A 23,781-nucleotide genomic window follows, 5' to 3' on the forward strand; every position below is an offset into this window, starting at 1 on the left:
ACCGTTCGGACGATCTCCGCGCTGGATGCCGACAACAGCCGATCTGTGGACAACCCGATCCGAACCGGCTGCCGGACGGTTCGATTCGTCGGTGGCCGATGGTCCGCTCGAGCTCCCCGAACGAAGGAGACCGACATGACCGACCCGCAACCGAGCTTGCCCGGAATGCCCCGCTGGCACGACGATCCCGTGGTGCGCGACACGATCAGCCGCATCCGGAACTTCGGCCTGGCGGTCACCGTGGTCGAAGATCTGTGTGCAACGCACGCGAAGGATCCGGACGCTCGCGCCGCCGCGTGTCCGTGTGCGTACACCAGTGGCCGGTCGCTCATCGGCGAGCCGGAACTCGCGGTGTACGGCCTCGGCGCCGAGGACGCCGTCGAGGTGCTCTGCGATGTCACCGAAGAACTCGACGTGCGGTCGTGGAAGCGCCTGGTGGCCGAGAAGACCGAGATCTACACCGAGAGCGTCGACCTCGCGGTGACACTCGTCGAGGCCGTCGACACCACCGATCTCCGCGTGCATCGTGCGCTCTTCCCGAACAGCCCTGTGCTGCAGGTGGTGTGGCCCGACGATCACGGGTTCTATCCCTGGGAGCAGCTGTATTCGCTGCGGCCGGCCGACCAGTACCTGAAGGGGGTCGAGGGATTCGCGCGTGACGTCGGCCCACGCGTCATCTCGAGGGCGACCGGTCCCAACCGCGCGCAGCGGCGCAAGAAGAATCGCCGATGACGCGCGGAGGCTGCTGAGATCGTCCGACCAGGGTCCCGCCTCCGGCATGGCGCCGGAACCGGGCCTGTGGACGGACGATCTCCGTCACCGACACCGGTTGACGGGACGCGGAAACGACGAAGGCCCGAGTCCGTACGGACTCGGGCCCTCGCCGTCAGATCAGTAACGCGGTGTCACCAGCTCGACTTCTGCACACCGGGCAGCTCGCCGGCGTGCGCCATCTCGCGCAGGCAGATTCGGCACAGGCCGAACTTGCGGTACACCGAGTGCGGGCGGCCGCAGCGGTTGCACCGGGTGTAGCCGCGGACCTTGAACTTCGGCTTCGCGTTGGCCTTGTTGACCAGAGCCTTCTTTGCCATGTCAGTTGTCCTTCACGCTGTTGTCTTTGAACGGGAACCCGAGGTGACGGAGCAGCGCGCGGCCTTCGTCGTCGAGGGTTGCCGTGGTGACCACCGTGATGTCCATACCGCGGGGCCGGTCGATGTTGTCGATGTTGATCTCGTGGAACATCGACTGCTCGTTGAGACCGAACGTGTAGTTGCCGTTGCCGTCGAACTGACGGTCCGACAGGCCACGGAAGTCGCGGATACGGGGAAGCGCGATCGACACGAGCCGGTCGAGGAACTCCCACATGCGGTCGCCACGCAGGGTGACGCGCGCGCCGATGGGCATGCCCTCGCGCAGCTTGAACTGTGCGATCGACTTGCGGGCCTTGCGGATCTCCGGCTTCTGGCCGGTGATCAGCTCGAGGTCCTTGACCGCGCCGTTGATCAGCTTGGCGTCACGGGCGGCGTCACCGACACCCATGTTCACCACGACCTTGACCACGCCGGGGATCTGCATGACGTTGTCGTACTTGAACTCTTCGTTCAGCGCGTCCTTGATCTCGGCGCGGTAGCGCGCCTTGAGACGGGGCTGCACCTTGTTCTCGGTGGTGGTCATGTCAGATGTCCTTCCCGTTCTTGCGGGAAATGCGCACGCGCTTGCCGGTCTCGTCGTCCGTGCGGTAGCCGATGCGTGTCGGGGTCCCGTCGGCGTCGACGACCATCACGTTCGAGACGTGGATGGGGGCCTCGGTCACGACGATGCCGCCGGACGAGGCGCCGCGCTCGGACTGCGCTGCGGAGGTGTGCTTCTTGATGCGGTTGACGCCCTCGACGAGGACCTTGCTGCGCGTGGGGTAGGACTCGATGACCTTGCCCTTCGCGCCCTTGTCCTTGCCCGAGATGACGATCACGGTGTCGCCCTTGTGAACCTTCATGTCAGAGCACCTCCGGGGCCAGCGAGACGATCTTCATGAAGCGCTTGTCACGCAGCTCGCGGCCCACGGGGCCGAAGATGCGGGTTCCACGCGGATCGCTCTCGTTCTTGAGAATGACGGCGGCGTTCTCGTCGAAGCGGATGTAGGAGCCATCCGCGCGACGGCGCTCCTTGGTGGTGCGCACGATGACGGCCTTGACGACCTCGCCGCGCTTGACGTTGCCGCCGGGGATCGCGTCCTTGACGGTGGCGACGATGACGTCGCCGATGCCGGCGTACCGGCGAGACGAGCCTCCGAGCACACGGATGCACAAGATTTCCTTGGCACCGGTGTTGTCGGCGACCCGCAGGCGTGACTCCTGCTGGATCACTGTTTGATCTCCTCAGACCTGGTGGGTGTGTACGCCGGATTCCGACCCGACGCACGCGGTCCGCTGCCACCGTTCGCACGCCTGACCACGGCCGATGAGGGCCGCGAAGGGTTCGCGCTCGGGTTCGCGACACAACCGTGCCGCAGGCAACCGGTCAAGTGTAGGTGAACCCGCAGGTCGCGAACAAATCCCTCTCGGCACGCCCACTCTGGTCGACACATATGATTCGCCCAGCGAAAGATTCCGGTACGTCGACCGAGAGGCCCTCTGTGTACCCCGATCATCCCCGCACCCCCGACGCGGCCGATGGCTCCGCGACTGCGGTCCCGGCGCTCGAGACCCGCGAACTCACCAAGGTCTACGGCGGCGCGACCGCGATGTACGACGGACAGGTCGCGGTGTCCGGGGTGAGCCTGGTCATCCCTCGCGGATCGCTCTACGGGCTGGTCGGTGCGAACGGCGCGGGGAAGACGACGTGGCTGTCGATGGCCACCGGGCTGCTGCGTCCGTCGCACGGGTCGGCGTTCCTCGACGGCCACGACGTGTGGGCCGATCCGGTCGCCGCCCGCGGACGCGTCGGACTGCTCCCCGACGGCCCCACGATGTCCGAGGCGCTGCCCGGCCATGTGGCCCTGCGCCACGTCGGGGTGTTGCAGGGACTCGCGACCGATGTCGCCGACGCCCGCGCGGCCGACCTGATGGCCGTCTTCGACATCGCAGGCAGCGCCGACAAACCCGTCAGCTCGTACTCGGCGGGCATGAAGAAGAAGATCGGCCTCGCCGCCGCGCTCATCCACTCCCCCCGGCTGCTGGTCCTCGACGAACCGCTCGAGGCGGTCGACCCGGTCTCGGCGGTCACGATCCGCGAGATCCTGCAACGCTTCACCGCCACCGGCGGCACGGTGGTGCTCTCGAGCCACTCGATGACTCTGATCGAACAGATCTGCACGCACGTCGCGATCCTCGACAAGGGGCGACTGGTCACCGCGGGCGAGACCGCCGCCGTACGTGCGGGCACGAGCCTCGAATCGATCCTCGTCGACACGGTGAACAAATCCGCAGCGGACGGCGCTGACACCGCCGCGCCCGGACTCGACTGGCTCGACGGCGGGAACGGCGCCCGATGAGCACCGACACGTCGCGGCCGGCCCCGGACCCGGCGTCGCGCGCGACCCGCGACACCGTCGCCGCGCTGCTCGATCTCGACCGCGCCATCCGTGGCGCCTCGCCCACGCCCGTCGCGCTGCGGATCCTGGTGGGCGCGTTCGCCTTCCTACTACTTGTCGCGATGGCGGGTCTCACGATGGCCACCGACGCCGGCGCGCCTCGCCGCACCACCGCGGCCCTGTGTGCACTCGTCGTGATCGGGGCGCTCGCGATCGCACCGCTCATCGCGAGTCGACCCGCCGGTGTCGCGCCGACCGATGTCCGACATCTGCCGGTGTCCGCGGACGCGCTGCGCACCGCGTCGGGACGGGCGATGCTGCGCGGCCCCGGGCTCTGGTTCGCGATCGTCGCGCTGCTGCTCGTGCCTCTCGCGCTCGCCACCGGACCCGACCTCGACGTGGCCGCGATCGTCGTCGCCGTCGTCGCGATCCCACCCACCGCGGCGATCGGGGTGATCGGTTCGCGCGTGGTGGGACTGACCTACGCGCAGGCCATGCGGTCGCAGACCGGACGCATCGTGGCCACCGTGACCAGTGTCGTGGCGGTGGCGGCGATCTACGTCGTGTACCTGCTGCTGTCGCAGGGCGTCATCGATCCGCGCAACCAGGCGCTGCAGGTGGCCGCGCGCGTGCTCCCGACCGGTTGGCCCGTCGTCGCCGGCGAGTCGGTCCCCTCGGGTCGGTGGTGGCTCGCGGTGCTGGTCGTCGGAGGCCTGGTCCTCCTGGCCGGCGGCCTCTACGTGACGTGGTCACGCCGGATCGATCAGGCGATGTACTCCGACGCGGTCTCGGCGGCCACGAGCACGCGGCGTGGTGAGAGCCCTCGGCGGGTCACCGCATCACCGACGCTGCTCGTGTTGCGCACCGAGGCCCGCATGCTCGTCACCGATCCCCAGCGACTCGGCCTCGCCATCCTGCCGTTGGCGTTCATCGTGATCGGTGTGGTGCTGATGCTCTCGGGCACCGACGCCTATGGCATGCAGTTCGGCGCACCGCTCGTGGTGTTCATGTGCGGGTCGATGCTGGCCAACACCTTCGGGCTCGACCGGTGGGCGTTCGCGGTGTTGATCACGGCCCCCTCCGCCGCGGCCCTCGTCATCCGCGCCCGCATGACACTGGCGGCATCGCTGGCCCTGACCGTCGGCGTCGTCGGCACCGTCGTCGCGCGCCTCGTGCGGCACACCGACCCGGCCACCTGGCCGGTCGCGGTGTCGGTCATCGTCGGCGGCGCGGCGACCGCGGCATCGGTCGCGGCGTTGCTCCCCGCCCTCGCTCCCTACCGGGTGCCACCGGGTTCGTCGATCTCGTCGATGAACTCGCGCGGCTCGATGTCGGGGGCCAGCGTCCGCTGGTCCCTGGCCGCGATCCCGGCGATGGCTCTGATCTGCGCCCCCGGCATCGCGATCGGACTGCTGCTCCCGACCCCGCTGTCGTACCTCGCCGTGGTGGTCGAGGTGGTCATCGCGATACCGATGCTCGCCTGGGCACACCGGCGTGCGGTCAGGCTCGTCGCCGAACGCGGCCCGGAGATCCTCGCCGCGGTCACCGCCACCGCCCCGGTCGCCGCCGACGCCTGAGCGTCAGCCGATCACACGAAAGGCGCACGAATCGGACATCGCCGCCGTCACCTGAGCGCTACGGTCACCTCTCGCGTGGTGACGCCACGCCTGACGAGAAGTGAGCGCGCCGATGACCTTCACCCGCACCATCCGTGTCGTCCTCATCGCCGGCGTCCTCGCCCTCGGCGGCGTGATGGGCGTGGCCCCCGCCTCGGCGCAGACGTACTCCAATTGCGCCGCGCTCAATGCCGACTACCCGCACGGCGTCGGCAAACCCGGCGCCGTCGATTCCACCTCGGGCAGGCCGGTGACGAACTTCGAGATCGACGCGTCCGTGTACTCCGACAACACCAGTCGCGACCGCGACAACGACGGCATCGCCTGCGAGAAGAAGTAGCGCGACAGCCGTCGCCGATTCACCCGACCCACCGGGTGGGGATTCTGTAAGACTGGTCGCCGTGATGGGGAACCGATCGTGACCGCGCTCGCCCGCGGTGAGAACCGTCCGCTGCCGGCCGCGGCGGTGGCCGTGACCGTTACGTCGGCGAACTCCGTCGACGTCTCGGCCCTGCTGCTCGGCGAGAACGGGAAGGTCCGCTCCGACGGCGATCTCGTGTTCTTCAACAACCCCGTCGGGCCGGGCGTCGAGTACCGCCACGGTCGCGGCGCGGGCGACATCGTCGCCGTCGACACCGCCGCGCTGCCCGCCGACGTGAGCACCGTCGTCGTGACCGCGAGCCTCGACGGTTCGGGTCCGGCCACCTTCGCCGGCGCCGGAGAGATCACCGCGACGGTGATCTCGGGCGGCGAACCGCTCACCTTCGCGATGTCGGGCCTCACCACCGAGGCCGCACTGGTCTGCGTCGAGATCTACCGCCGCAACGACGCCTGGAAGGTCCGCGCCGTGGGCCAGGGTTACGACGACGGACTGGCGGGAATCGCGACCGCCTTCGGCATCGACATCGACGACGAGCCGGCGCCGCCCCCGACCCAACCGGTGGCCGCACCGACTCCCCCACCCGCCGCACCGAGCGCGCCCACGTACTCGACACCACCGCAACCGCATTCGACACCTACGCCCGCACCGCAGAACCAGGGAGTACAACCCATGCAGAGCGAACTGTTCGCACCCCAGTACGCCGAGGCGAGCGCGCCGGGCATCCAGAAGCAGGGCAGCAAGATGTGCAAGGTCGCCCTCAACGGGGACGTCATGGCACGGACCGGATCGATGGTCGCCTACCAGGGCGACCTGAAGTTCGAGGCCCTCGGATCGGGCGGCATCGGCAACATGATCCGACAGCGGCTCTCCGGCGAGGGCGTGCCGCTGATGAAGGTCGTCGGACGCGGAGATCTGTTCCTCGCCAACGCATCCACCGATGTCCACCTCATCGATCTCGACGGCACCGACGGCCTCACCATCAACGGGGCCAACGTCCTCGCCTTCGAGTCGACGCTGACGTACAACATCGCACGGGTGCAGGGCGCGGCGATGGCCAGCAACGCGGGCCTGTTCAACTGCGTGTTCACCGGCCGAGGACGCATCGCGATCACCACGGACGGGACGCCGGTGGTGCTCAACGTCGACCAGCCGACCTACGCCGATCCCCAGGCCGCGGTGGCGTGGTCGTCGAGCCTGCGCACCGGGGTCAAGCAGAACGACTCGTTCAACCTCGGCACGCTCATCGGTCGGAGCACCGGCGAGCGGTTCACGCTCTCGTTCTCCGGTCAGGGCTTCGTGATCGTGCAACCCTCGGAGCTCCCGCCGGGCGGGATGATCGGCGGCACGGGCGCCGGTGAGCAGTCGGGGGTCGGCGGCGCACTCGGCGGACTGCTCGGCCGCTGAGGCGCAGCACCGCAACGAGGCCGGGCACCCGACAGGCACCCGGCCCCGCGCACGGAGGATGCGAGACCTAGAGGGCCAGCGGCACCCAGAAGCCGAAGAACCAGAAGCCCCAGCCGTGGTGGTCGGCGCGGAACTGCGGCGTCACACGCTGGCCGCGGAACTCGAACGGTCGGGTGTCGGGCCGGCGGACCGGTCCCGGGGCCACCGTCGGCCGTGACGGCGACGCGTAGCCGATCTGCTCGTGGTTCTGTGTCGATTGATGGCTCGCGACCGCGGTCGGTGCCGCCGACGCGACCCCTGCACCGGCACCCAACGACGCCAGTCCGATACCGCCCGCGGCCACCGTGCCGATCAGGATCTTCTTGATACGCATCGCGTTCCACCCACCTTCGTAGTCGTGTCGCGTCGTCCGGCGTTCTCGCCGGGCGACAACCACAAAGCTAGGAATCGACGCTGGCAGTTCCCTGGCGTAGGACCTGCCGATTGCCTGTGCGCCGGTGTCGCCCGCGACGCGACGCGACGCCACGAAGCGTCGAACTCCCCCGAACCGTCGATTAATTCGCGATGATGAACAGCGAATGTAGATCGGTCCGGCGGAGAGGTGGTTCGCGGTGCGTCTCGTCGCCTACGGTGCCGCCGCGGTCGTCGCCCTCGTGGTGGCCGTGTTCGTGGTCCGATTCATCTGGCAGCGACCCCAGCGTGGGCTACTGCTGCTCGCCGCGCTCACCCCGTTGAGCGGGTTGCTCGTGATCGCGCCGGTGCCCGGCGTCGCGGCCGCATGGAAAGAGGGGCTCCTCGCGGTGACCCTGGTGTGCGCGTTCGCCCGGCGCGGCGTCCGCCGCACCTCACCGCCGGTACATATCCCCTACTGGCCGGCGATCGTCGTGTTCGTCGCCTTCGGACTGGTCTCGGCGCTCGCGGTGTACGGACCGATCGGACTGGTCGGCGCCAAGGTGACGTTCTTCTATCTGCTGGTCCTGGTGGTGCTGTGGTGGGCGCCGTTCGACGCCCGCGACCGCGACCACCTCGTCACCGTCCTGATGGTCATGTGCGTGGTGACCTGCGCGGTCGGCATTTTCCAACAGATCGTCGGACCGGCCCGGCTCGTGGCGTTCGGCTACGACTTCGGCACCCAGGTGCGCACCAGCGGGCCCCTGTTCCGGACGTTCAGCACGTTCAACCAGCCGTTCGGGTTCGGGCTGTACGTGATGGTCGGGCTGCTGGTCGGTGGCGCAGTGGCGCTGGCCGAACCCCATCGACGCCGCAACCGGATCTTCCTCTGGCTCGCGCCGGTGATGGCGGTGGTGATGGCGACATCGGTCGTCCGCGCGGCGATCCTCGGCCTTCTCGTCGGGATCATCTGGCTCGCCGTGATCCGATTCCGTCACCTGTTCGCACCCCTCGGGGCACTGCTCGTGGTGGCGGTGGCGGCGTTCCCGTTCCTGCCGTCGTCGGCGACCTCGGTGTTCTTCTCCTCCAGCAGCCTCGGTCAACGCGGCGCCGGGTGGAGCGAGATCATCTCGAGCATCCTGGTGCACCCGCTGGGTCGCGGCCTGGGCTCGAGCGGTGCCGCCGCCGACCGCATCTCGACAGCCCAAGGACAGTCGCCGGAGACCGTCACGGCGTCGGCAGGCGGACTGACGCAGTCGACGTCGGCGAACTATCAGCCCGACAACTACTACATCAAGACGCTGCTCGAACTCGGACCGATCGGGCTGTGGGCCTTCCTCGCGGTGATCCTCACCGCGCTGGTGTGGTGCGTGCAGTCCGCGCGCCGCCTGCCCGGCCGCGACGGGGCGTTGGCGCTCGGGGTCAGCGCGTCGATCGTGGCGGCGATGGCCGCGAGCCTCGTCGCGACCTACTTCGAGATCTTTCCGCTCGACCTTCATTTTTGGCTTCTCTTGGGAGTGGTGGGATGCGCAACAGCACAGCAGGATTCACGTTCGGCGCGCTCGCACTCCGACCGGGCGGAAGCGGAGTACAGACCTACATCCGCGAGCTCCTGAGGCACATGCCCGACCTGCTCGCACCGACACCGACCACCGCACTCGTCCAGTCCGACGCGGTGGCCGAGCTGCCCCGCGGGATGGCGGCGGTCACGCGCCCGGTGTCCGACGGTGCGCGCCGCGCCGTCTACGGTGCCGTCCCGATGCGGGCGTCGGTCTTCCATGGTCTCGACGTCGACCTCCCCATCGCCGGACCGTCGACGACCGTCGCCACGGTGCACGACCTGTCGGTCATCGACATGCCGTCGGCGTCGAGCCGGTTCCGCGCCGCCGGCGAGAACGTGTTGGTCCGCCGCTCGCTGCGCCGTGCCGACGTCCTCATCGCGGTGTCGGCGTTCACCGCCGAGCGCATCCACGCGGTCACCGGCCGCGACGCGCACGTGGTGGAACTCGCCCCCGCGGGCTGGGCCCGACCGCCGTCGCAGGCCGACGTGGACCGTGTGCGTGCGGCGCATCGGCTGCCCGGGGAGTTCGTCCTGCAGGTGGGCACGGTCGAGCCGCGCAAGAACGTGGCCCTGGTCGCGGCGGCGGCCGACGAACTGGGGATCCCCTGCGTCCTCGCGGGCGCCGGGTCGACCGGACCCGACGCCCCCGCCTCGGCGATCGGGCTCGGATACGTCGACGTCGCCGATCTCCCCGCGCTGTACGCCGCGGCGACGGTGACCGCGTACGCGTCGTACTACGAGGGATACGGCCTGCCACCGGTCGAGGCCATGGCGTGCGGAGGCGCGGTCGTCGCGAGCGCGGTCGGCGCGCTCCCCGAGGTGGTCGGCGACGGCGCGCGCCTCGTGGCCACCGACGACGTCGCCGACTGGGTCGCCGCCATGGCGCCACTGGTGCACGACCCCTCGGCCCGCGCCGAGCTGTGCCGCGCCGCGATATCGGTGATGGCGACGGTGACATGGGAACGCACCGCCCGCGCGACGGTGGACGTGTACCGGGCGGCGGGGATCTGTCCATGAGAACGAGATCCCGGTGAGCACGGAATCGGCCGACCGGGTGGCGACCCCGCCGCCCGATCCCGGTGCCGTCACACCGGAGCCGACGAAACCCGGCTCGGCGCAGGGCGCGGCATCGGACGGTCGGGCCGCGGCGAAGGCGACGGGCGCGATGCTCGCCAGCCGTGTCGTGGTCGCCGCCCTCGGGTGGACCGGCAGCGTGATCATCGCCCGCATCCTGTCGCCGGAGGCGTGGGGTCACTACACCTTCGTCTTCGCCCTGCTCGGACTGATGGCGATCTTCACCGATCTCGGCGTGGGGCGCGCGGTGATGGCGCGGCTCATCGTCGACGACCCCGAGGAGGTGGCGCGCACCGCATCGGCCTTCATCGCCCTGCGCCTGCTGCTCGGCCTCGGCGGGTACGCCATCGCCCTGATCTACGTGGTCGCGCTGGGCTACCCGGGCGAGGTCATCCGCGCGACCGCGGTCGCGGGCCTCGTCGTCGTGGTCGCCACCCCCGGTCACGCCCTGACCGTCGTGTTCCAGAGTCGCCACCGCCTCCTGCTCTCGGCGATGGCCGAGAGCCTCGGGCAGACGGTGCAACTGGCCCTCACCATCGCCGCCGCCCTGTTCGCCCCTTACCTGCTGCTGTTCGTGTTGGCTCCGGTCGTCAACGAGGTCCTCGCCCTGGTGATCAAGGCGGTGGGGATCAGCCGGCGCGACGGCGGGCTGCGACCGTCACGCCATGTGGAATTCGCGCGCTGGCGGCCGATGCTGCTCGACGCCGCGCCGCTCGCCATCGGTTTCGCCCTCACTGTGGCCTTGCAGAAGGTGGACATGGTGCTGCTGAGCCTCCTCGACACGTTCGACGCGGTCGGCGTGTACGGCATCGGCTACAAGTTCTCCGACATCCTCGACACCTTCGTGCTGGCCGCCGCCGGTCCGGTCGCGACGTTGTTGGTGGCGGCGTGGCCGCACGAACCCGGGGTGTTCCGGCGCCGCTGCCGCGGGGCGGCCGCGGCATTCGGTGCGGGCGGTGCGGTCGCGGTGGCGGCGTTCTGGCCGTCGGCGCCACAGGCGATCGGTCTGCTCTACGGCGAGCGCTTCGTGGTCGGCGCGTTCGCCGCGCGCATGCTCGTGCTCGGGGCCACCTTCACCGCGCTGATCGTGCTCGGCATCTACCTGCTGGCCTCGGCGGGTCGGGCGCGCAGCTACCCCCTGGTCGCGCTCGGTGGCCTGGTGCTCAACGTCGTGATGAACGTGATCCTCATCCCGCGCATGTCCTACGACGGCGCCGCGATCGCGACCGTCGCGACACTGGGATCGGTTCTCGTGGTGCTGTGGATCGTCATCGTGCGGACGTTGCCGATCGTCGGGCTGTTCCCGCTGGGGTCGGTGGTGACCCTCGCCGCGGTGACGGCCGTCGCGTGCGCCGTCGGGACGCCGGCTGCACGGATCATCCCGTGGCCGGTGGTGTCGGTGTCGACCGCGCTCGTCGTCGCCCTCGTGGCACTTCCCCTGGTCCGCGCGTCCGCGCGAGCACCGGGCCGACACGCCAAGGTGCAGGAGGTGACGTCATGACCGAGTCGGCGACGGGCCCGTCGGTGGGACGCGTCGTCTTCGTCGCGCACTCCGGGCAGGTGTCGGGGGCCGAGAAGGTGATGCTCGACCTCGCCCGAGCGGCCCTGTCCGACGGCCACGCCGTCACCGTGGCGTGCCCCGCCGGACCGCTCGCGGACCGCCTGCCACCGACGGTCGCGCACCTGGAGATCGATCACCTCGGACTCACCGGTGAGAGCGGCGCGGCGCGGATCGCCGGTGGCGCGCGACTGATCGCCCGCTGGTTCCGCACCGGCCGTCGACTGCGCGCGGCGGCCGCCGAGCCGGGTGTCGCCGTCGTCGTGAACTCCCTCAACGCGTTGCCGGCGGCGCGAATCGCCGCCGGCACGCGTGGGGTGTCGTGGCTGGTCCACGACACCGTCATCACCGCGCGCCAGCGGGCCGTCATCCGCCTCGCCCGCCCCGGGATCCGTCGCGCCGTGGCGGTGTCCGACGCGACGGCGCAACCGCTGCGGGCACTGGGCGTCCCGGTCGTCGTCCGGCACAACGGCGTCGCGTGGCCCGTCGACGCCCTGCCCGAGGTCCTGCACACCCCGCCCGTGGTGGGGATGTTGGCTCTGCTCACCCCGTGGAAGGGACACCGCGTGCTGCTCGACGCCGTCGCCGAGCTGCCCGGGGTCCGGGTCGAGTTCGCGGGCGGCCACTTCCCCGGCGATGTCGAGCACGTCGCCGCGCTGCATGCGCGTGCCGCCGAACCCGATCTCGACGGCCGCGTGGAGTTCCTCGGCCACCGCGACCTGTGCGAGGCGTTGAGCCGATTCGACATCCTCGTCTCGGCGAGCGTCGAGCCCGAGGCCGGGCCGCTGTCGGTGCTCGAGGCGATGGCCTACGGCAGGCCGGTGATCGGGACCGATCACGGCGGCACCACCGAGTTCCTCACCGACGGGGCCGGTGTGCTCGTCCCGCCGGGCGACCCCGTCGCGATGGCCCGCGCGATCTCGCGGGTCCTCTCCGATGCCGGGCTGCGGGCCGACGTCGTGGCCGGCGCGCGTCGTCGGGTGGCGCAACGTCACGACCTGTCGGTCACGGTGCCGGCGATGCTCGGGGCGCTGATCGGGTGACCACCCATGAGGTTCACCTCCGGCCGCGGTGTGTCGGTTCGGCGTTCTCCGGCGTCGAGCATCGTTATGCTTGGCAAACTTTCGGTTTGAAATACTGCACCGCGCGACGACCTGAAGGAGTCCAACGGTGACCGTCGAGTCCGCGACGACCCATCGCGACGCACCACCGCCCATCGACCTCGCCGGGCACTTCCGCGACCTGGCCCGTGTCCTGCTGCCGGCCCTCGTGATCGGCGCCCTCGTCGGCGCCGGGGTGTTCGTCGCCCGGTCGACCCTGGTCGACAAGGAGTACTCGGCGTCGGTCGTCACGCAGATCACGACGTCGGGGGAGATCGTCGCCGGTGACGCGTTCGTGGAGCAGCTACGGGCACCGTTCGAGGAGCTGGCAAGCGACGACGGCGTCCTCACGCAGGCGCTCACCACGGTCGACACCGGCTGGGACACGGGCACGTTGCGCAGTCACCTCACCCTGACCCCCGGCACCTCCCCTGCACTGCTGACCTTCGCCGTCACCGCGGGGAACCCCCGCACGGCCCAGCAGGTGGCGCGGGCCGTGGTCGACGCCGTCGCGCAGGCCAACCAGAGCAACGCCGAGCGCGACGTCTCGCGCCGGGTCGGTCAGATCGACACCTCCATCGACAGCGAGCAGGCCCGCAACGCTCGACTGCCCGCCAACAGCAGCGCCCGCACCGCCTCCGACGTCCGGCTGGCCGAACTGCGAGCCCAGCGCGACCAGGCCGCCGCCGCGGGCGGCAACCAGCTGACGGTGCTGTCGGTGCCCGACGCGTCGTCGACACCCATCTCGCCCAAGCCGGTGTCGGAGGCGCTGGTGGCCGCGGTGGTGGCGTTCATCGTGGCCGCCGAACTGCTCGTCCTCGCCCGGGGGCGACTCGGGCGGCGTAACAACCGCATCTGGGCTCGGCGGGTCGCCCACCGGCACGGCGCCCGGCTGCAGGTCGTCGGCGGTGGTCGGTTCGACCCGTCGAAGGTCCTCTACGGCGAACTGGCGCACCGCCATCGCCGCGGGCGGTCGGCGATCATCCTGCTGGGCGAACAGACCGACGTCGCGTCGGTCGCCGTGCCCGCCGGGCCCGCCGAGCAGAGCGCACAGGACATCGACCACCACGACCTGCACGACGAGTGGTGGCGGACCGCCGATCTCGGGGATCTCGTCGTCGCCGTCGTGGTCCTGTCGACACGCGGGCGCGATCGTGCCGCCACCGAGGCCGCGCTGGCCCAACTCGCCGACCTGGGCGTCAGCCGCCACGTCGTCCTGCAGGGGAGACGGCCGCGACGCGGGTCGGCGGGGGCCTCCGATGCCGACTGAGCGCGTAGCCGTCGTCCACGAACGGCTCACCGAGATCGCGGGTTCGGAACACGTGGTCGAACAGCTCGCCCTCGAATGGCCGCGCGGCGGCGTCCACACGCCGATCGCCCGCGCGCAGGGCATCCCCCGCGACCTGCCCAGCCCACCGCACACCACCTGGCTCAACGGTCTCTACCGCGCCCTCGGCCACCGCTCGTACGCCCCGACGTTGCCGTTCATGCCGATCGCGTTCCGCGGCATGGACCTCCGCGGGCCCGGCGGCGAACCCGAGGTCGTCGTGACCAGCCACCATGCGTTTGCCACCCAGGTGGTGTTCGCCACCGAGGCACCGGTGATCGCGTACGTGCACAGTCCAGCGCGGTGGGCGTGGGACGCCAGCCTGCGCGCAGGTGAGGGGGGCGGTGCGGTCGGTGCGGGCATCCTCACCGCACTGTCGGTGGTGGCACGCCGCTGCGAGGTGGCGGCCGCTCCCCGACTGCACACGGTCGTCGCGAACTCGTCGGCCGTGGCCGACCGCATCCATTCCTGGTGGGGCCGCGACGCCGTCGTGGTGCACCCACCGGTCGACACCGGGGGCTTCACCCCCGACCCGTCGGTCGAGCGCGAGGACTTCTTCCTGCTCGCCGGGCGCCTGGTGCCCTACAAGCGCCCCGACATCGCCATCCGCGCCGCCGCCGAGGCCGACGTCCCCCTCGTCGTCGCCGGCGACGGACGCGCGATGGAGGCGTGCCGCGCGATCGCCGGACCGCGCACGACGTTCCTCGGGCGCGTCCCGCACGCGGAACTCCTCGACCTGCACCGCCGCACCCGCGCGCTGCTCATGCCCGGCATCGAGGACTTCGGCATCGTGCCGGTCGAGTCGATGGCCACCGGCACCCCGGTCATCGCGCTCGGAGAGGGCGGGGCGCTCGACTCGGTGCGACCGGGCGAGACGGGGCTGCTCGTGGAACCCGGCACCGACGACGAGATCGTCGACCGCTTCGCCGCCGCGATGCGCGGGTTCGACCCGGCGGACTTCGATCGCGACGCCATCCGTCGATGGGCGGAGGGGTTCTCCCGCAGCGAGTTTCGACGCCGCATGCGGGAGGTCGTCGATGGGGCGATCTGACCGATCACCGTCGAGGCCCGATCGCCGAGCCGTCCGCCCCGACACCGAGATCGCCGCACACCGGCCGAGTGCCCTCGACCGCGCACTCGCGAACTCGCGCAACGTCGCGATCTTCGGACCGCTCCCCGCACTCGACCGGGACCTGCTGACCGTCCGTCTGCGATCGGTCGCCGCGCAGGTGCCGCGCCTGCGGCTGGACCCCTTCGCCGCGGACGGGGCGTGGACGCGACGGACCGACACCCTGCTCGTCGAGGACCTCGCACCACCGACGGCGACGCGCGATCTCCCCGACACCCCCGGCGGGTACCTGGGCGTGATCGCCACCCATGTGCGACAGCTGGATCCGGTGCCGCTGCGCGTCGCCGTTTGTGACGACCATCTCGTCGTCGACCACTCGCACGGTCTCGGCGACGGTCGACTCGCGCCCGCGCTGCAGGCGGTCCTCCTCGACTCCGCACCGCCCGCCGTGCAGGCCGCGCTCGCCCATGACGCACCGGCCGGCTCGGTCCGACGCGCGCTCGCCGACCAGATCCTCCGCCATCCCCGCCGGCTCGGGGAGGTCCACCGATTGCGCTCCGAGAACGCCCGCACCGACACCGTCGCCGAGCCGGTGGCCGTCGATCCGCGACAGGTACGGACCGTGTCGGCGACGATGCCGCCCGACCGCGTCGCGGCACTGCGCGAGCGTGTCTCGGCGGTGCAGGGTGCGTCCGACGCGTCGGCGACGGTCGCGATGTGGGTGTCGGCGCTGCACCGCGCGGGTGTCGCCAACGACGACCTCGTGCAAGTCCTCATCGACTGCCGGCGCTACCTGCGCCGCGACGACGCCGGCATGGGCAACCTGGCCATCGCGCTCCCCATCCGGATGCCCGACCCGGTGACGGCGGCGTCGGTGCGACAGCGCGTCCGGGCGGCCACCGAATCCGCCTGGCCGCTGGCCGTTCTCGGCATCAACGCCACGCGGGCACGATTGCATCGCGGGACCCCCGATCCCGGTGCGGACACGGCGGTGTCGGTCCGCACGTCGTCGCGGATCCGGCTGTCGGTGAGCGACATCGGTCGGCTCCCGCTCTACGACGGCGTCCTGCCCGGCCCGTCGGGACCGATCCCCCAACTCGGCGCCGGTATCGACCCCGACGGCCCCGAGGCGCTCACCCTGCTCGTCAGCGAGATCGGTGGTGCGCGAACCCTGTCGGCGACGTTCCATCCCGAGGTCGTCGCACCCACTGCGGTCCACGCGGCGCTGGTCGACATCTGTCGCGACCCGATCGCCGTCCTCGAGGCGTCGGAGTCGTGAGCGGGCGCCGGGTACGGACCCCGCGTCGATACGCGACCGACGCACTCGCCACCAGGTCCGATTCGCTATCGTGAAGCCCATGTCCGGTATCTCGCCCACGGTCGACCCGACGATCACCGAGGTGCTGTCGCACGCCGCGCGATCGGCGGGTGAGGGTGTCGACGTCTACATCGGGCGGGCCGTCGCCGCCCGCCTCGCCGCCGACCTCCTCGGGTCCGACGTCCCCGGTCTCGCCGCCGCCGTCACGGCGCTGAAGCGTGACGGGCTCGCCGTCGTCGGTGATGCGGCATCGGATGACGCTGCACCAGACGGCCTGTTTCCCGACGGCCAACCCACCTCCACTCCGCCCGCCATCGCGACCGACCCCGTCATCCGCGACCCGGACCGGTTGCGGGCGCTCTCCGACACCGGCCTCATGGACACCCGAGCCGACGCGGCCTACGACCGCATCGCCCAGATGGCCGTCGACGCGCTGGACGTGCCGAGCGCGGGCGTCTCGCTGGTCTCCGACGAGAAGCAGTGGTTCTGCAGTGCAGCGGGCCTGTCCGGCGACCTCGCCGAGACACGCACCGTCCCGCTGGATCGCTCGCTGTGTCAGTACGCCGTGTCCGCCGGGTCCCCACTCGTCATCGACGATGCCCGCACCCACCCGACGTTGAAGGACCATCCGATCGTGGCCGACGGCACGGTGGTCGCCTACGCGGGTGTCCCCCTGACCGACGCGGCAGGCAATGCCATCGGCACATTGTGTGCCTGGGACGGGAAACCGAAACCGTGGACGGCGGGGCACGTGCAGATCCTCGAGGACCTCGCCACCATCGTGCGCGAGCAGACCTTCGGACCCATCGACCTCGGTGACATGTCCTGAATGTTGCGCAGCAAAACTGTTAATTCACTACAGTGAATCGCATGACAGGCACTCGGTACTGAGCGGCCTGCCATGGCCCTCCAGACCTCCCCGACGACGATCCCGATCTCCGAACCGGCGGTGACCACACAACCGTCGGCGTTCCTCCGCAGCATCCGCAGGGATCCCGGGCATTCCATCGTCACGGTCGTCGTCGACGTCCTCGCCGCCTCGGCCGCCGTGGCCCTCGGCTCGCTGTGGGCCGACGCCACACAGGATCAGCACCCCCCGCTGTGGTCGGTGTGGCTGTTCGTCCCGACGATGATCATGACGTTCGCGCTGCAGCAGATGTATCGCAAACAGTTGCGCCGCAACTTCCTCGACGAACTCCCCCGCGTGCAGACAACATTGGCCGTCGCCGCGGTGCTCACGCTCGGCTTCATCGTCACATTCCTCACCCAGGCCTCCCAGACCGGCGTCACGACGACGAAGGTGTGGGCCTGCGCGGTCGTACTCGTCACCGGCGGTCGTTTCGCGCGGGTCGTGATCCAACGCACTCTGCGCATCCGGCACGGGTCCCTCGCACCGACTCTCGTCGTCGGTGACGGCCTGATCGCACACCAACTCATCCTCCGCATGCGCGAGATGCCCGAGTACGGGCTGCGGCCGGTGGGCATCCTCGCCGCGACTCCGTTGCGGCTCACCGAAGACGTCGCGACGGATGAACCCGACTCCTACGGCGTGCCCCGACTCGGCCCTCCGCAGGCCATCGCCGATGCTATCGCGGCGACGCATGCCGAGGAGGTCGTCGTCGCGGCCGAGGACATCGACGACGCAGAACTCGCCCGCGTCGTCCGCGCGGCGCATCGACGTGGCATCCGGGCGTGGGTGCTGCCCCGCGCGCACGACGCCGTCGGGGCCCGGGCACGCATCGATCATCTCGGCGGCGTGCCACTGCTGATCCTTCCCCGCGTCAACCCGCGCAGTTGGCAGTTCGCGGTGAAGCACACCGTCGATCGCGTGGCCGCGACACTCGGACTCCTCCTCATCTCCCCGCTCTTCCTCACCCTGATGCTGCTGGTCAAGCTGAGCTCACCCGGACCGATCTTCTTCTCGCAGGACCGCGTGGGGCGCAACGGAAAGGTGTTCGGCTGCCTCAAGTTTCGATCGATGCGCCCACCGACCGAGGCCGACGCCGCGTTCGAGCTCACCGCCGGTGCCGCGCCGGGCGGGGTCGAGGGCGTGGACCGTCGGACCAAGATCGGCAAGATCATGCGGTCGACGTCGATGGACGAACTGCCCCAGCTGATCAACGTCGCGCGCGGGGACATGAGCCTCGTCGGTCCCCGTCCCGAACGCCCCGAGTTCGTCGAACTGTTCGACATGCAGATCCGCCGCTACGGTGAACGCCACCGCGTGAAGGCCGGCGTCACCGGATGGGCTCAGGTCCACGGCCTGCGGGGCCAGACCTCGATCGCCGACCGCGCCGAGTGGGACAACTACTACATCGAGAACTGGTCGGTCCTGCTCGACCTCAAGATCCTCGCCCTCACCGTGTTGACCTTCCTGCATCGCGCGGAGTGACAACGCCCGGGCCGGACGGGAACGGCGGCGGTCGGTCCGGTCGCACCCCGTAGGCTCGGCAATCGTGAGTGTGCGCGCAGGAATCGTGGTGACCGGGACCGAGGTGCTGACCGGACGGGTGGCCGACGCGAACGGCCCGTGGCTGGCCGGACGATTGGGCGACGCGGGAATCGAGCTGGCCCACATCACCGTCTGCGGCGACCGACCCGCCGACATGGAGGCGCAGCTGAGGTTCCTCGCCGACGACGGTGTCGACCTGATCCTCACCAGCGGCGGACTCGGTCCCACCGCCGACGACCTGACCGTCGAGATCGTCGCCCGCTTCACCGGCCGCGAACTCGTCCTCGACACCGCGCTCGAGGAGACCATCGGCGCCATCGTGAACCGCTGGATGGCGGCGCGCGGCGACACGACCGGACTCGACTCCGTCGCCGCGGCGACGCGCAAACAGGCGATGATCCCCGCCGGCGCGCAGTGGGTCACCCCGACCGGCACCGCTCCCGGTGTCGTCGTGTCCGGCACCGACTCCCTCCCGACCGTGGTGGTGCTGCCCGGTCCGCCGCCGGAACTGCAGGCGATGTGGCCCGCAGTCGTCGAGGTGCCCGCGGTGGCCGCGATCCTGGCCTCGGCCCCGCAGCAGCGCCAGGAGACCGTCCGCATGATCGGCCTCCCCGAGTCCGAGCTCGCCGTCACGTTGCGGACCGCCGAGTCGACCATCTCCGGGTTCGACCGCCTCGAGATCACCACGTGCCTGCGCCGCGCCGAACTCGAGATCGTCACCCGCATCGACACCGGCGCCGACGACGCCTACGCCGCGCTGCTCGAGCTCCTGCAGGCCGAACACGGTCGCGCGATCTTCTCCGTCGACGGGTCCACCGTCGACGACCAGGTCGCCGCGCTGCTCTCGGGCCGACTCGTCGCCACGGCCGAATCGTGCACCGCGGGACTGGTCGCCGGCCGCCTCACCGACCGGGCCGGGTCGTCGGCGTACGTGGTCGGCGGCGCCGTCGCCTACTCGAACGAGATCAAGACCGAGGTCCTCGGCGTCGACGCAGACCTCATCGCCGCACACGGGGCGGTGTCCGAACAGGTCGCCGCGGCCATGGCGACCGGCGCGCTACGGCGCTTCGGCGCCGACACCGCGATCTCGACCACCGGCATCGCCGGGCCCGGGGGCGGGACACCCGAGAAGCCGGTCGGCACCGTGTGTTTCGGGATCGCGCTCGGCGACGGCACCGTCATGACCCGCACCCTCGTGCTGCCGGGGTCGCGAGCCGACGTCCGCGACCGCTCCACCAGCGTCGCCCTCCATCTCCTCCGCCAGGTCCTCACCGCACAGCCCTGATCAGGCTTGACGGCAGGGTGGTTAGTATTGCCTTACTCGAGTAGGGAACAGGGAGTGGAACACATGCAGATCCGCAGATTCGCCGTCGGCGCCGTCCTCGCAGGAGCGGTGGTGATCGGTGCGACCGCATGCGGTAGCGACGACTCGTCGGACACCTCGGCGAGCAGCGTCGCCGCGAGCGCATCGTCGACCGGCACGGCATCCTCGACGACCGCGCCCGCGCCGGCCGATCTCGACGCCGCCGCCGCACAACAGATCCTGCGCACCGTCGTCGATCCGGCGAGCTCCCCCGAACAGGTTGCCGGACTGGTCGATTCGACCGATCCCGCGATCGGGCAGAAGCTCAACGGATTCGCCCAGGGCGCCAGCGCCGGCGGCTACACCCCGAGCGTGTTCACCGTGGATTCCGTTGCCGCCGACGGCACCGACAAGGCCACGGCGAAGGTGTCGGTCGCCAGCCCGCACACCCCGGCTCCGGTCACGATCCCCTACGGCTACACCAAGTCCGGCGGCAGCTGGAAGCTCTCGTCGTCTGCGGTGACCGCACTGCTGAGCATGGCGAGCGGGCCACGCTGACAACGCTGTCGACGCGGGCCGCCGCGCCGATCCTCGCGCTCGCGGTCGTCGTCACGACGGCCGTCGGGGCGTGCTCCACCGCACCGCTCGACGTCGGGTCCTCGGGGGCGTCGCCGTCGTCGGTGTCGTTGCCCGACGGTCCGCGTACCGCGCGGCTTCCCTCGGCCGATCCGGTGCCGGTGTCGCCCACGCCGGTCCCGCAACTGCCCGTGACGGTGACCACCGCCGACAACCGGCGCGTGACAGTCATCGACGTCAGTCGGATCGTGGCCCTCGATCGCTACGGGACGTACGGCACGGCGGTGTTCGCGCTCGGGCTCGGCCGCAACCTGGTGGGCCGCGACATCGCGACGAAGTTCCCTGCGGCCGCATCGATCCCGGTGGTGACGACCGGCGGCACCGACGCGAACGCCGAGGCGATCATCGCCCTGCGACCCACCGTGGTGCTCACCGACGCGTCGCTGCCGTCGGCGAACGTGTTGACCGATCAGCTCACCGCCGCGGGCATCCCCGTGGTCACCGGCACCGCCGAACGCACCGTCGCCGGAACCGACGCACAGTTGCGAGCGGTCGCGACCGCGCTCGGGATCCCCGCGGCCGGCGACGCCCTCGTCGCCCGCACCGACTCCCAGATCGCCGCGGCCCGCGCGCTGGTCCCCCGCGACGCCGACCGACCACGGATCGCGTTCGTCTACGCCCGCGGTACGGGCCTGCTCATCCTGGGCGGCCCGGGCTCGGGCGCGGACTCCCTCATCGACACCGTCGGCGGACAGGACGCGGGCACCGCGGCGGGGCTCACCGACGCCTTCACCTCGCTCACGTCCGAGGGACTCATCAAGTCCCGGCCCGATGTGCTGCTGATGATGACCGACGGACTGGCGTCGGTCGGAGGTGTCGACGGCCTCGAGAAGATCCCCGGGGTGAGCGAGACACCGGCCGGACGCGATCGACGCATCATCGACATGGACGACGGCGAACTGCTGTCGTTCGGGGCCCGCACGGGCGATGTGGCGGTGGCGCTCGCGCGCACCCTCTACGGACGCCCGTGAGTCCCGCCCTCGCCGAGCGGCTGCGGACGATCCGCGGCGGGGACCGCTCCCCGAGGCTGCGGCGGGTACCGCTGGTCGTCGTGGCACCGGTCGGTCTGGCGATCCTCGCCGTCGCGGTCGTCGTCGCTGCGGGCATCGGGCAGAACCACATCCCGCCGCTCCAGGTACTCGGCTCGCTGCTGCACCACCTGCACATCACCCTCGGCCCGCTGCCCGACCAGGTCGGCGAGAACACGCTGTGGAACGTCCGCCTTCCGCGAGTGGTGTTGGCGCTGGTTGTCGGCGCCGCGCTCGGGTGTGCGGGCGCGGTCCTGCAGGGTGTGTTCGCCAACCCGCTCGCCGAACCAGGGGTGATCGGGGTGTCGTCGGGCGCCGCCGCCGGCGCGTCGGGTGTCATCGCCGTCGGCGGTCTCGGTGTCGCCGGGTACGCGGTGGCCGGCGGTGCCTTCGCGGCCGGACTGCTCACGACCGGCATCGTGTATCTGCTGTCGCGATCCGCGGGACGGACCGAGGTCGTCACCCTGGTGCTGACGGGTATCGCGGTCAACGCCTTCGCCGGCGGGTTGATCGCGTTCTTCACCTTCTCCGCAAGCCCCACCGCGCGCGACCAGATCGTGTTCTGGCAGTTGGGAAGCCTGAACCGGGCGACGTGGGATCAGGTGTACCTGGTGGTCGGGCTCGTCGTGGTCGGCATCATCGCGTCGATGACCATCGCTCGCCGGATGGACCTGCTGGCCCTGGGCGAGTATTCGGCCCGACACCTCGGTGTCGACGTCGAGGGGCTCCGGAGGGTCGCCGTCGTGATCGTTGCGGTGCTGACCGCGGCGGCGGTGTCGTTCTGCGGCATCATCCTGTTCGTCGGCCTCGTGATCCCGCACCTGATGCGCATCGTCGTCGGACCCGCGCACCGCGTGCTGGTGCCGGCGAGCGCTCTGGCCGGCGCGATCCTGCTGGTGCTCGCCGACCTCGCCGCGCGCACCCTCGTGGACTACGCAGATCTCCCGATCGGCATGCTGACCGCTCTCGTCGGCGGCCCGGTGTTCCTGCTGCTGTTGCGCCGCACCCGTTCCCGTCAGGGCGGGTGGGCATGACGGGCGCTGCGCCGGTCCGTCGACCGCTGATCAGCGCGGAGTCGGTGTCGGCGAGCCGCTCCGGACGGCCGGTCCTGCACGGTGTGGATCTCGCGGTCGAGGCGGGCGAGGTGCTGTGCATCGTCGGCCCCAACGGGGCGGGGAAGTCGACCCTGCTCTCGGCGCTGGCCGGGTCGGTGGTCCTCGACTCGGGACACGTTGCGCTGCAGGGCGACCCGATCGACAGTCTGTCGACCCTCGAACAGGCGCGCCGTCGTGCCGTGTTACCGCAGGACCACGTGGTGGGAGGCTCGTTCAGCTGTCGCGAGGTGGTGCAGATGGCACGGCACCCGTGGAACCGCACGCCGGCCAACGCCGACGACGAGACCGTGGTCGCCGAGGCCATGGCCCAGTGCGACGTCGTCGATTTCGCCGATCGGCCCTTCGCCACCCTGTCGGGCGGTGAACGCGCACGTGTCGCGCTGGCGCGGGTCCTCGCCCAGCAGACGCCGGTACTGCTGCTCGACGAACCGACCGCGGCGCTCGACCCGCACTTCCAGGAGACTGTGATGGCCCTGGTCACCGCGCGCGCTGCCCGCGGAGATGCCGTCGTCGCGGTGGTCCACGACCTCACCATGGCCGCGGCCTACAGCGACACCGTCGTGGTGATCGCCGACGGCAAGGTCGTCGCGAGCGGCCCACCCCGCGCCACTCTCACCGCCGAACTCCTCACCACCACATACGGTCTCCCGATGACGGTCTCCCACATCGACGACCACCAAGTGATCCTCCCCCACCGTCCCCCGAAGACGTAGCGCTTCGGCTGACTGAGTGGAAAAGGCCGCCGAGAAGGTGCTGGTTGGGCTGATTGTGACGAAAGTCGAGTCGAGTGTGCAGACTGCGCAGCGCTCGCCGACAGCGAAACGACGCACACTCGGCGAAGAGTTTCGGCACAGTCAGCGGCACTAGAAGATGGCCGCGGCGGGAGTATGCCGACAAGGCTGACTGTGTGGAAACGGCC

At 70.7% G+C, this 23,781-nt stretch carries 24 protein-coding genes; 19 read left to right on the plus strand and 5 right to left on the minus strand.

Annotation, left to right across the window (positions count from 1 at the left end; all coding sequences use genetic code 11):
- Window positions 1-135 precede the first annotated feature (135 nt).
- Window positions 136-732 (plus strand): DUF4262 domain-containing protein, encoded by a 597-nt coding sequence (locus ASG12_RS17535; RefSeq protein WP_055792504.1) that lies wholly within the window; start codon window positions 136-138, stop codon window positions 730-732.
- A 173-nt stretch (window positions 733-905) separates the two neighbouring features.
- Here the strand turns inward: ASG12_RS17535 and ASG12_RS17540 are convergent, their stop codons facing one another.
- Genes ASG12_RS17540 through rplN form a run of 4 tightly spaced genes read right to left on the minus strand, consistent with a single transcriptional unit; the run spans window position 906 to window position 2,363 of the window.
- Complete coding sequence (locus tag ASG12_RS17540; RefSeq protein WP_045823673.1) at window positions 906-1,091, minus strand: type Z 30S ribosomal protein S14; 186 nt, start codon at window positions 1,089-1,091, stop codon at window positions 906-908.
- A 1-nt stretch (window position 1,092) separates the two neighbouring features.
- Window positions 1,093-1,674 carry a 50S ribosomal protein L5 gene (gene rplE / locus ASG12_RS17545; protein ID WP_055792507.1) on the minus strand — a complete coding sequence of 194 codons (582 nt, stop codon included), beginning with the start codon at window positions 1,672-1,674 and terminating at the stop codon, window positions 1,093-1,095.
- 1 nt (window position 1,675) lies between these two features.
- Window positions 1,676-1,993, minus strand: a complete 318-nt coding sequence (gene rplX, locus ASG12_RS17550; RefSeq protein ID WP_045823675.1) for a 50S ribosomal protein L24 — start codon at window positions 1,991-1,993, stop codon at window positions 1,676-1,678.
- Between the two features lies 1 nt (window position 1,994).
- Window positions 1,995-2,363, minus strand: a complete 369-nt coding sequence (rplN, locus tag ASG12_RS17555) for a 50S ribosomal protein L14 (protein ID WP_045823676.1) — start codon at window positions 2,361-2,363, stop codon at window positions 1,995-1,997.
- 269 nt (window positions 2,364-2,632) lie between these two features.
- On the opposite strand from rplN, the gene ASG12_RS17560 reads away from it, so the two are divergent.
- The 4 genes from ASG12_RS17560 to ASG12_RS17575 all read left to right on the plus strand — a co-directional run bounded on the left by ASG12_RS17560 (window position 2,633) and on the right by ASG12_RS17575 (window position 6,931).
- Window positions 2,633-3,490 (plus strand): ABC transporter ATP-binding protein, encoded by an 858-nt coding sequence (locus tag ASG12_RS17560; RefSeq protein ID WP_162243438.1) that lies wholly within the window; start codon window positions 2,633-2,635, stop codon window positions 3,488-3,490.
- A complete protein-coding gene (locus ASG12_RS17565) occupies window positions 3,487-5,106 on the plus strand; it encodes a hypothetical protein (RefSeq protein ID WP_055792510.1) in 1,620 nt (539 codons plus the stop codon). Before ASG12_RS17560 ends, ASG12_RS17565 begins: the two co-directional genes overlap by 4 nt.
- Before the next feature lie 175 nt (window positions 5,107-5,281).
- The gene (locus ASG12_RS17570) at window positions 5,282-5,485 is read left to right on the plus strand and encodes an excalibur calcium-binding domain-containing protein (RefSeq protein WP_443089109.1); all 204 of its coding nucleotides are present in this window, start codon (window positions 5,282-5,284) and stop codon (window positions 5,483-5,485) included.
- A gap of 78 nt (window positions 5,486-5,563) precedes the next feature.
- Window positions 5,564-6,931 (plus strand): AIM24 family protein, encoded by a 1,368-nt coding sequence (locus ASG12_RS17575; protein ID WP_055792515.1) that lies wholly within the window; start codon window positions 5,564-5,566, stop codon window positions 6,929-6,931.
- Window positions 6,932-6,998: 67 nt separating this feature from the next.
- On the opposite strand, the gene ASG12_RS17580 is transcribed toward ASG12_RS17575, so the two are convergent.
- A complete protein-coding gene (locus ASG12_RS17580; protein ID WP_055792518.1) occupies window positions 6,999-7,304 on the minus strand; it encodes a hypothetical protein in 306 nt (101 codons plus the stop codon).
- Between the two features lie 238 nt (window positions 7,305-7,542).
- On the opposite strand from ASG12_RS17580, the gene ASG12_RS17585 reads away from it, so the two are divergent.
- The 14 genes from ASG12_RS17585 (at window position 7,543) to ASG12_RS17650 (ending at window position 23,575) form a co-directional block, all read left to right on the plus strand.
- The gene (locus ASG12_RS17585) at window positions 7,543-8,937 is read left to right on the plus strand and encodes an O-antigen ligase family protein (protein ID WP_055792521.1); all 1,395 of its coding nucleotides are present in this window, start codon (window positions 7,543-7,545) and stop codon (window positions 8,935-8,937) included.
- 5 nt (window positions 8,938-8,942) lie between these two features.
- Window positions 8,943-9,899, plus strand: coding sequence for a glycosyltransferase family 4 protein (locus tag ASG12_RS17590; RefSeq protein WP_235457400.1), 957 nt, complete (start codon window positions 8,943-8,945; stop codon window positions 9,897-9,899).
- Window positions 9,900-9,912: 13 nt separating this feature from the next.
- Window positions 9,913-11,457: an oligosaccharide flippase family protein gene (locus tag ASG12_RS17595; protein WP_235457420.1), complete on the plus strand. Its 1,545-nt coding sequence runs from the start codon at window positions 9,913-9,915 to the stop codon at window positions 11,455-11,457.
- On the plus strand, window positions 11,454-12,557 hold the full coding sequence (locus ASG12_RS17600; RefSeq protein ID WP_055792525.1) for a glycosyltransferase family 4 protein: 1,104 nt from the start codon (window positions 11,454-11,456) through the stop codon (window positions 12,555-12,557). Before ASG12_RS17595 ends, ASG12_RS17600 begins: the two co-directional genes overlap by 4 nt.
- A gap of 127 nt (window positions 12,558-12,684) precedes the next feature.
- On the plus strand, window positions 12,685-13,884 hold the full coding sequence (locus ASG12_RS17605) for a hypothetical protein (RefSeq protein WP_055792528.1): 1,200 nt from the start codon (window positions 12,685-12,687) through the stop codon (window positions 13,882-13,884).
- A complete protein-coding gene (locus ASG12_RS17610) occupies window positions 13,874-14,992 on the plus strand; it encodes a glycosyltransferase (RefSeq protein ID WP_055792531.1) in 1,119 nt (372 codons plus the stop codon). The genes ASG12_RS17605 and ASG12_RS17610 overlap by 11 nt, the downstream gene beginning before the upstream one ends.
- The gene (locus ASG12_RS17615) at window positions 14,979-16,289 is read left to right on the plus strand and encodes a hypothetical protein (protein ID WP_055792534.1); all 1,311 of its coding nucleotides are present in this window, start codon (window positions 14,979-14,981) and stop codon (window positions 16,287-16,289) included. Before ASG12_RS17610 ends, ASG12_RS17615 begins: the two co-directional genes overlap by 14 nt.
- Before the next feature lie 79 nt (window positions 16,290-16,368).
- Window positions 16,369-17,157, plus strand: coding sequence for a GAF domain-containing protein (locus ASG12_RS17620; protein ID WP_055792537.1), 789 nt, complete (start codon window positions 16,369-16,371; stop codon window positions 17,155-17,157).
- Between the two features lie 72 nt (window positions 17,158-17,229).
- The gene (locus tag ASG12_RS17625; protein WP_055792539.1) at window positions 17,230-18,720 is read left to right on the plus strand and encodes a sugar transferase; all 1,491 of its coding nucleotides are present in this window, start codon (window positions 17,230-17,232) and stop codon (window positions 18,718-18,720) included.
- A gap of 64 nt (window positions 18,721-18,784) precedes the next feature.
- Complete coding sequence (locus ASG12_RS17630) at window positions 18,785-20,065, plus strand: competence/damage-inducible protein A (protein ID WP_055792542.1); 1,281 nt, start codon at window positions 18,785-18,787, stop codon at window positions 20,063-20,065.
- Window positions 20,066-20,128: 63 nt separating this feature from the next.
- Entirely contained in the window at window positions 20,129-20,641 is a 513-nt protein-coding gene (locus ASG12_RS17635) for a DUF4878 domain-containing protein (RefSeq protein WP_156378164.1), read from the plus strand.
- Between the two features lie 5 nt (window positions 20,642-20,646).
- Window positions 20,647-21,690 carry a heme/hemin ABC transporter substrate-binding protein gene (locus ASG12_RS17640; protein WP_443089110.1) on the plus strand — a complete coding sequence of 348 codons (1,044 nt, stop codon included), beginning with the start codon at window positions 20,647-20,649 and terminating at the stop codon, window positions 21,688-21,690.
- Window positions 21,691-21,761: 71 nt separating this feature from the next.
- A complete protein-coding gene (locus ASG12_RS17645) occupies window positions 21,762-22,781 on the plus strand; it encodes a FecCD family ABC transporter permease (protein ID WP_443089111.1) in 1,020 nt (339 codons plus the stop codon).
- Window positions 22,778-23,575 (plus strand): heme ABC transporter ATP-binding protein, encoded by a 798-nt coding sequence (locus ASG12_RS17650; protein WP_055793800.1) that lies wholly within the window; start codon window positions 22,778-22,780, stop codon window positions 23,573-23,575. Before ASG12_RS17645 ends, ASG12_RS17650 begins: the two co-directional genes overlap by 4 nt.
- Window positions 23,576-23,781: the final 206 nt, after the last annotated feature.

Source organism: Williamsia sp. Leaf354 (assembly GCF_001424365.1).
Classification (GTDB): Bacteria; Actinomycetota; Actinomycetes; order Mycobacteriales; family Mycobacteriaceae; genus Williamsia_A.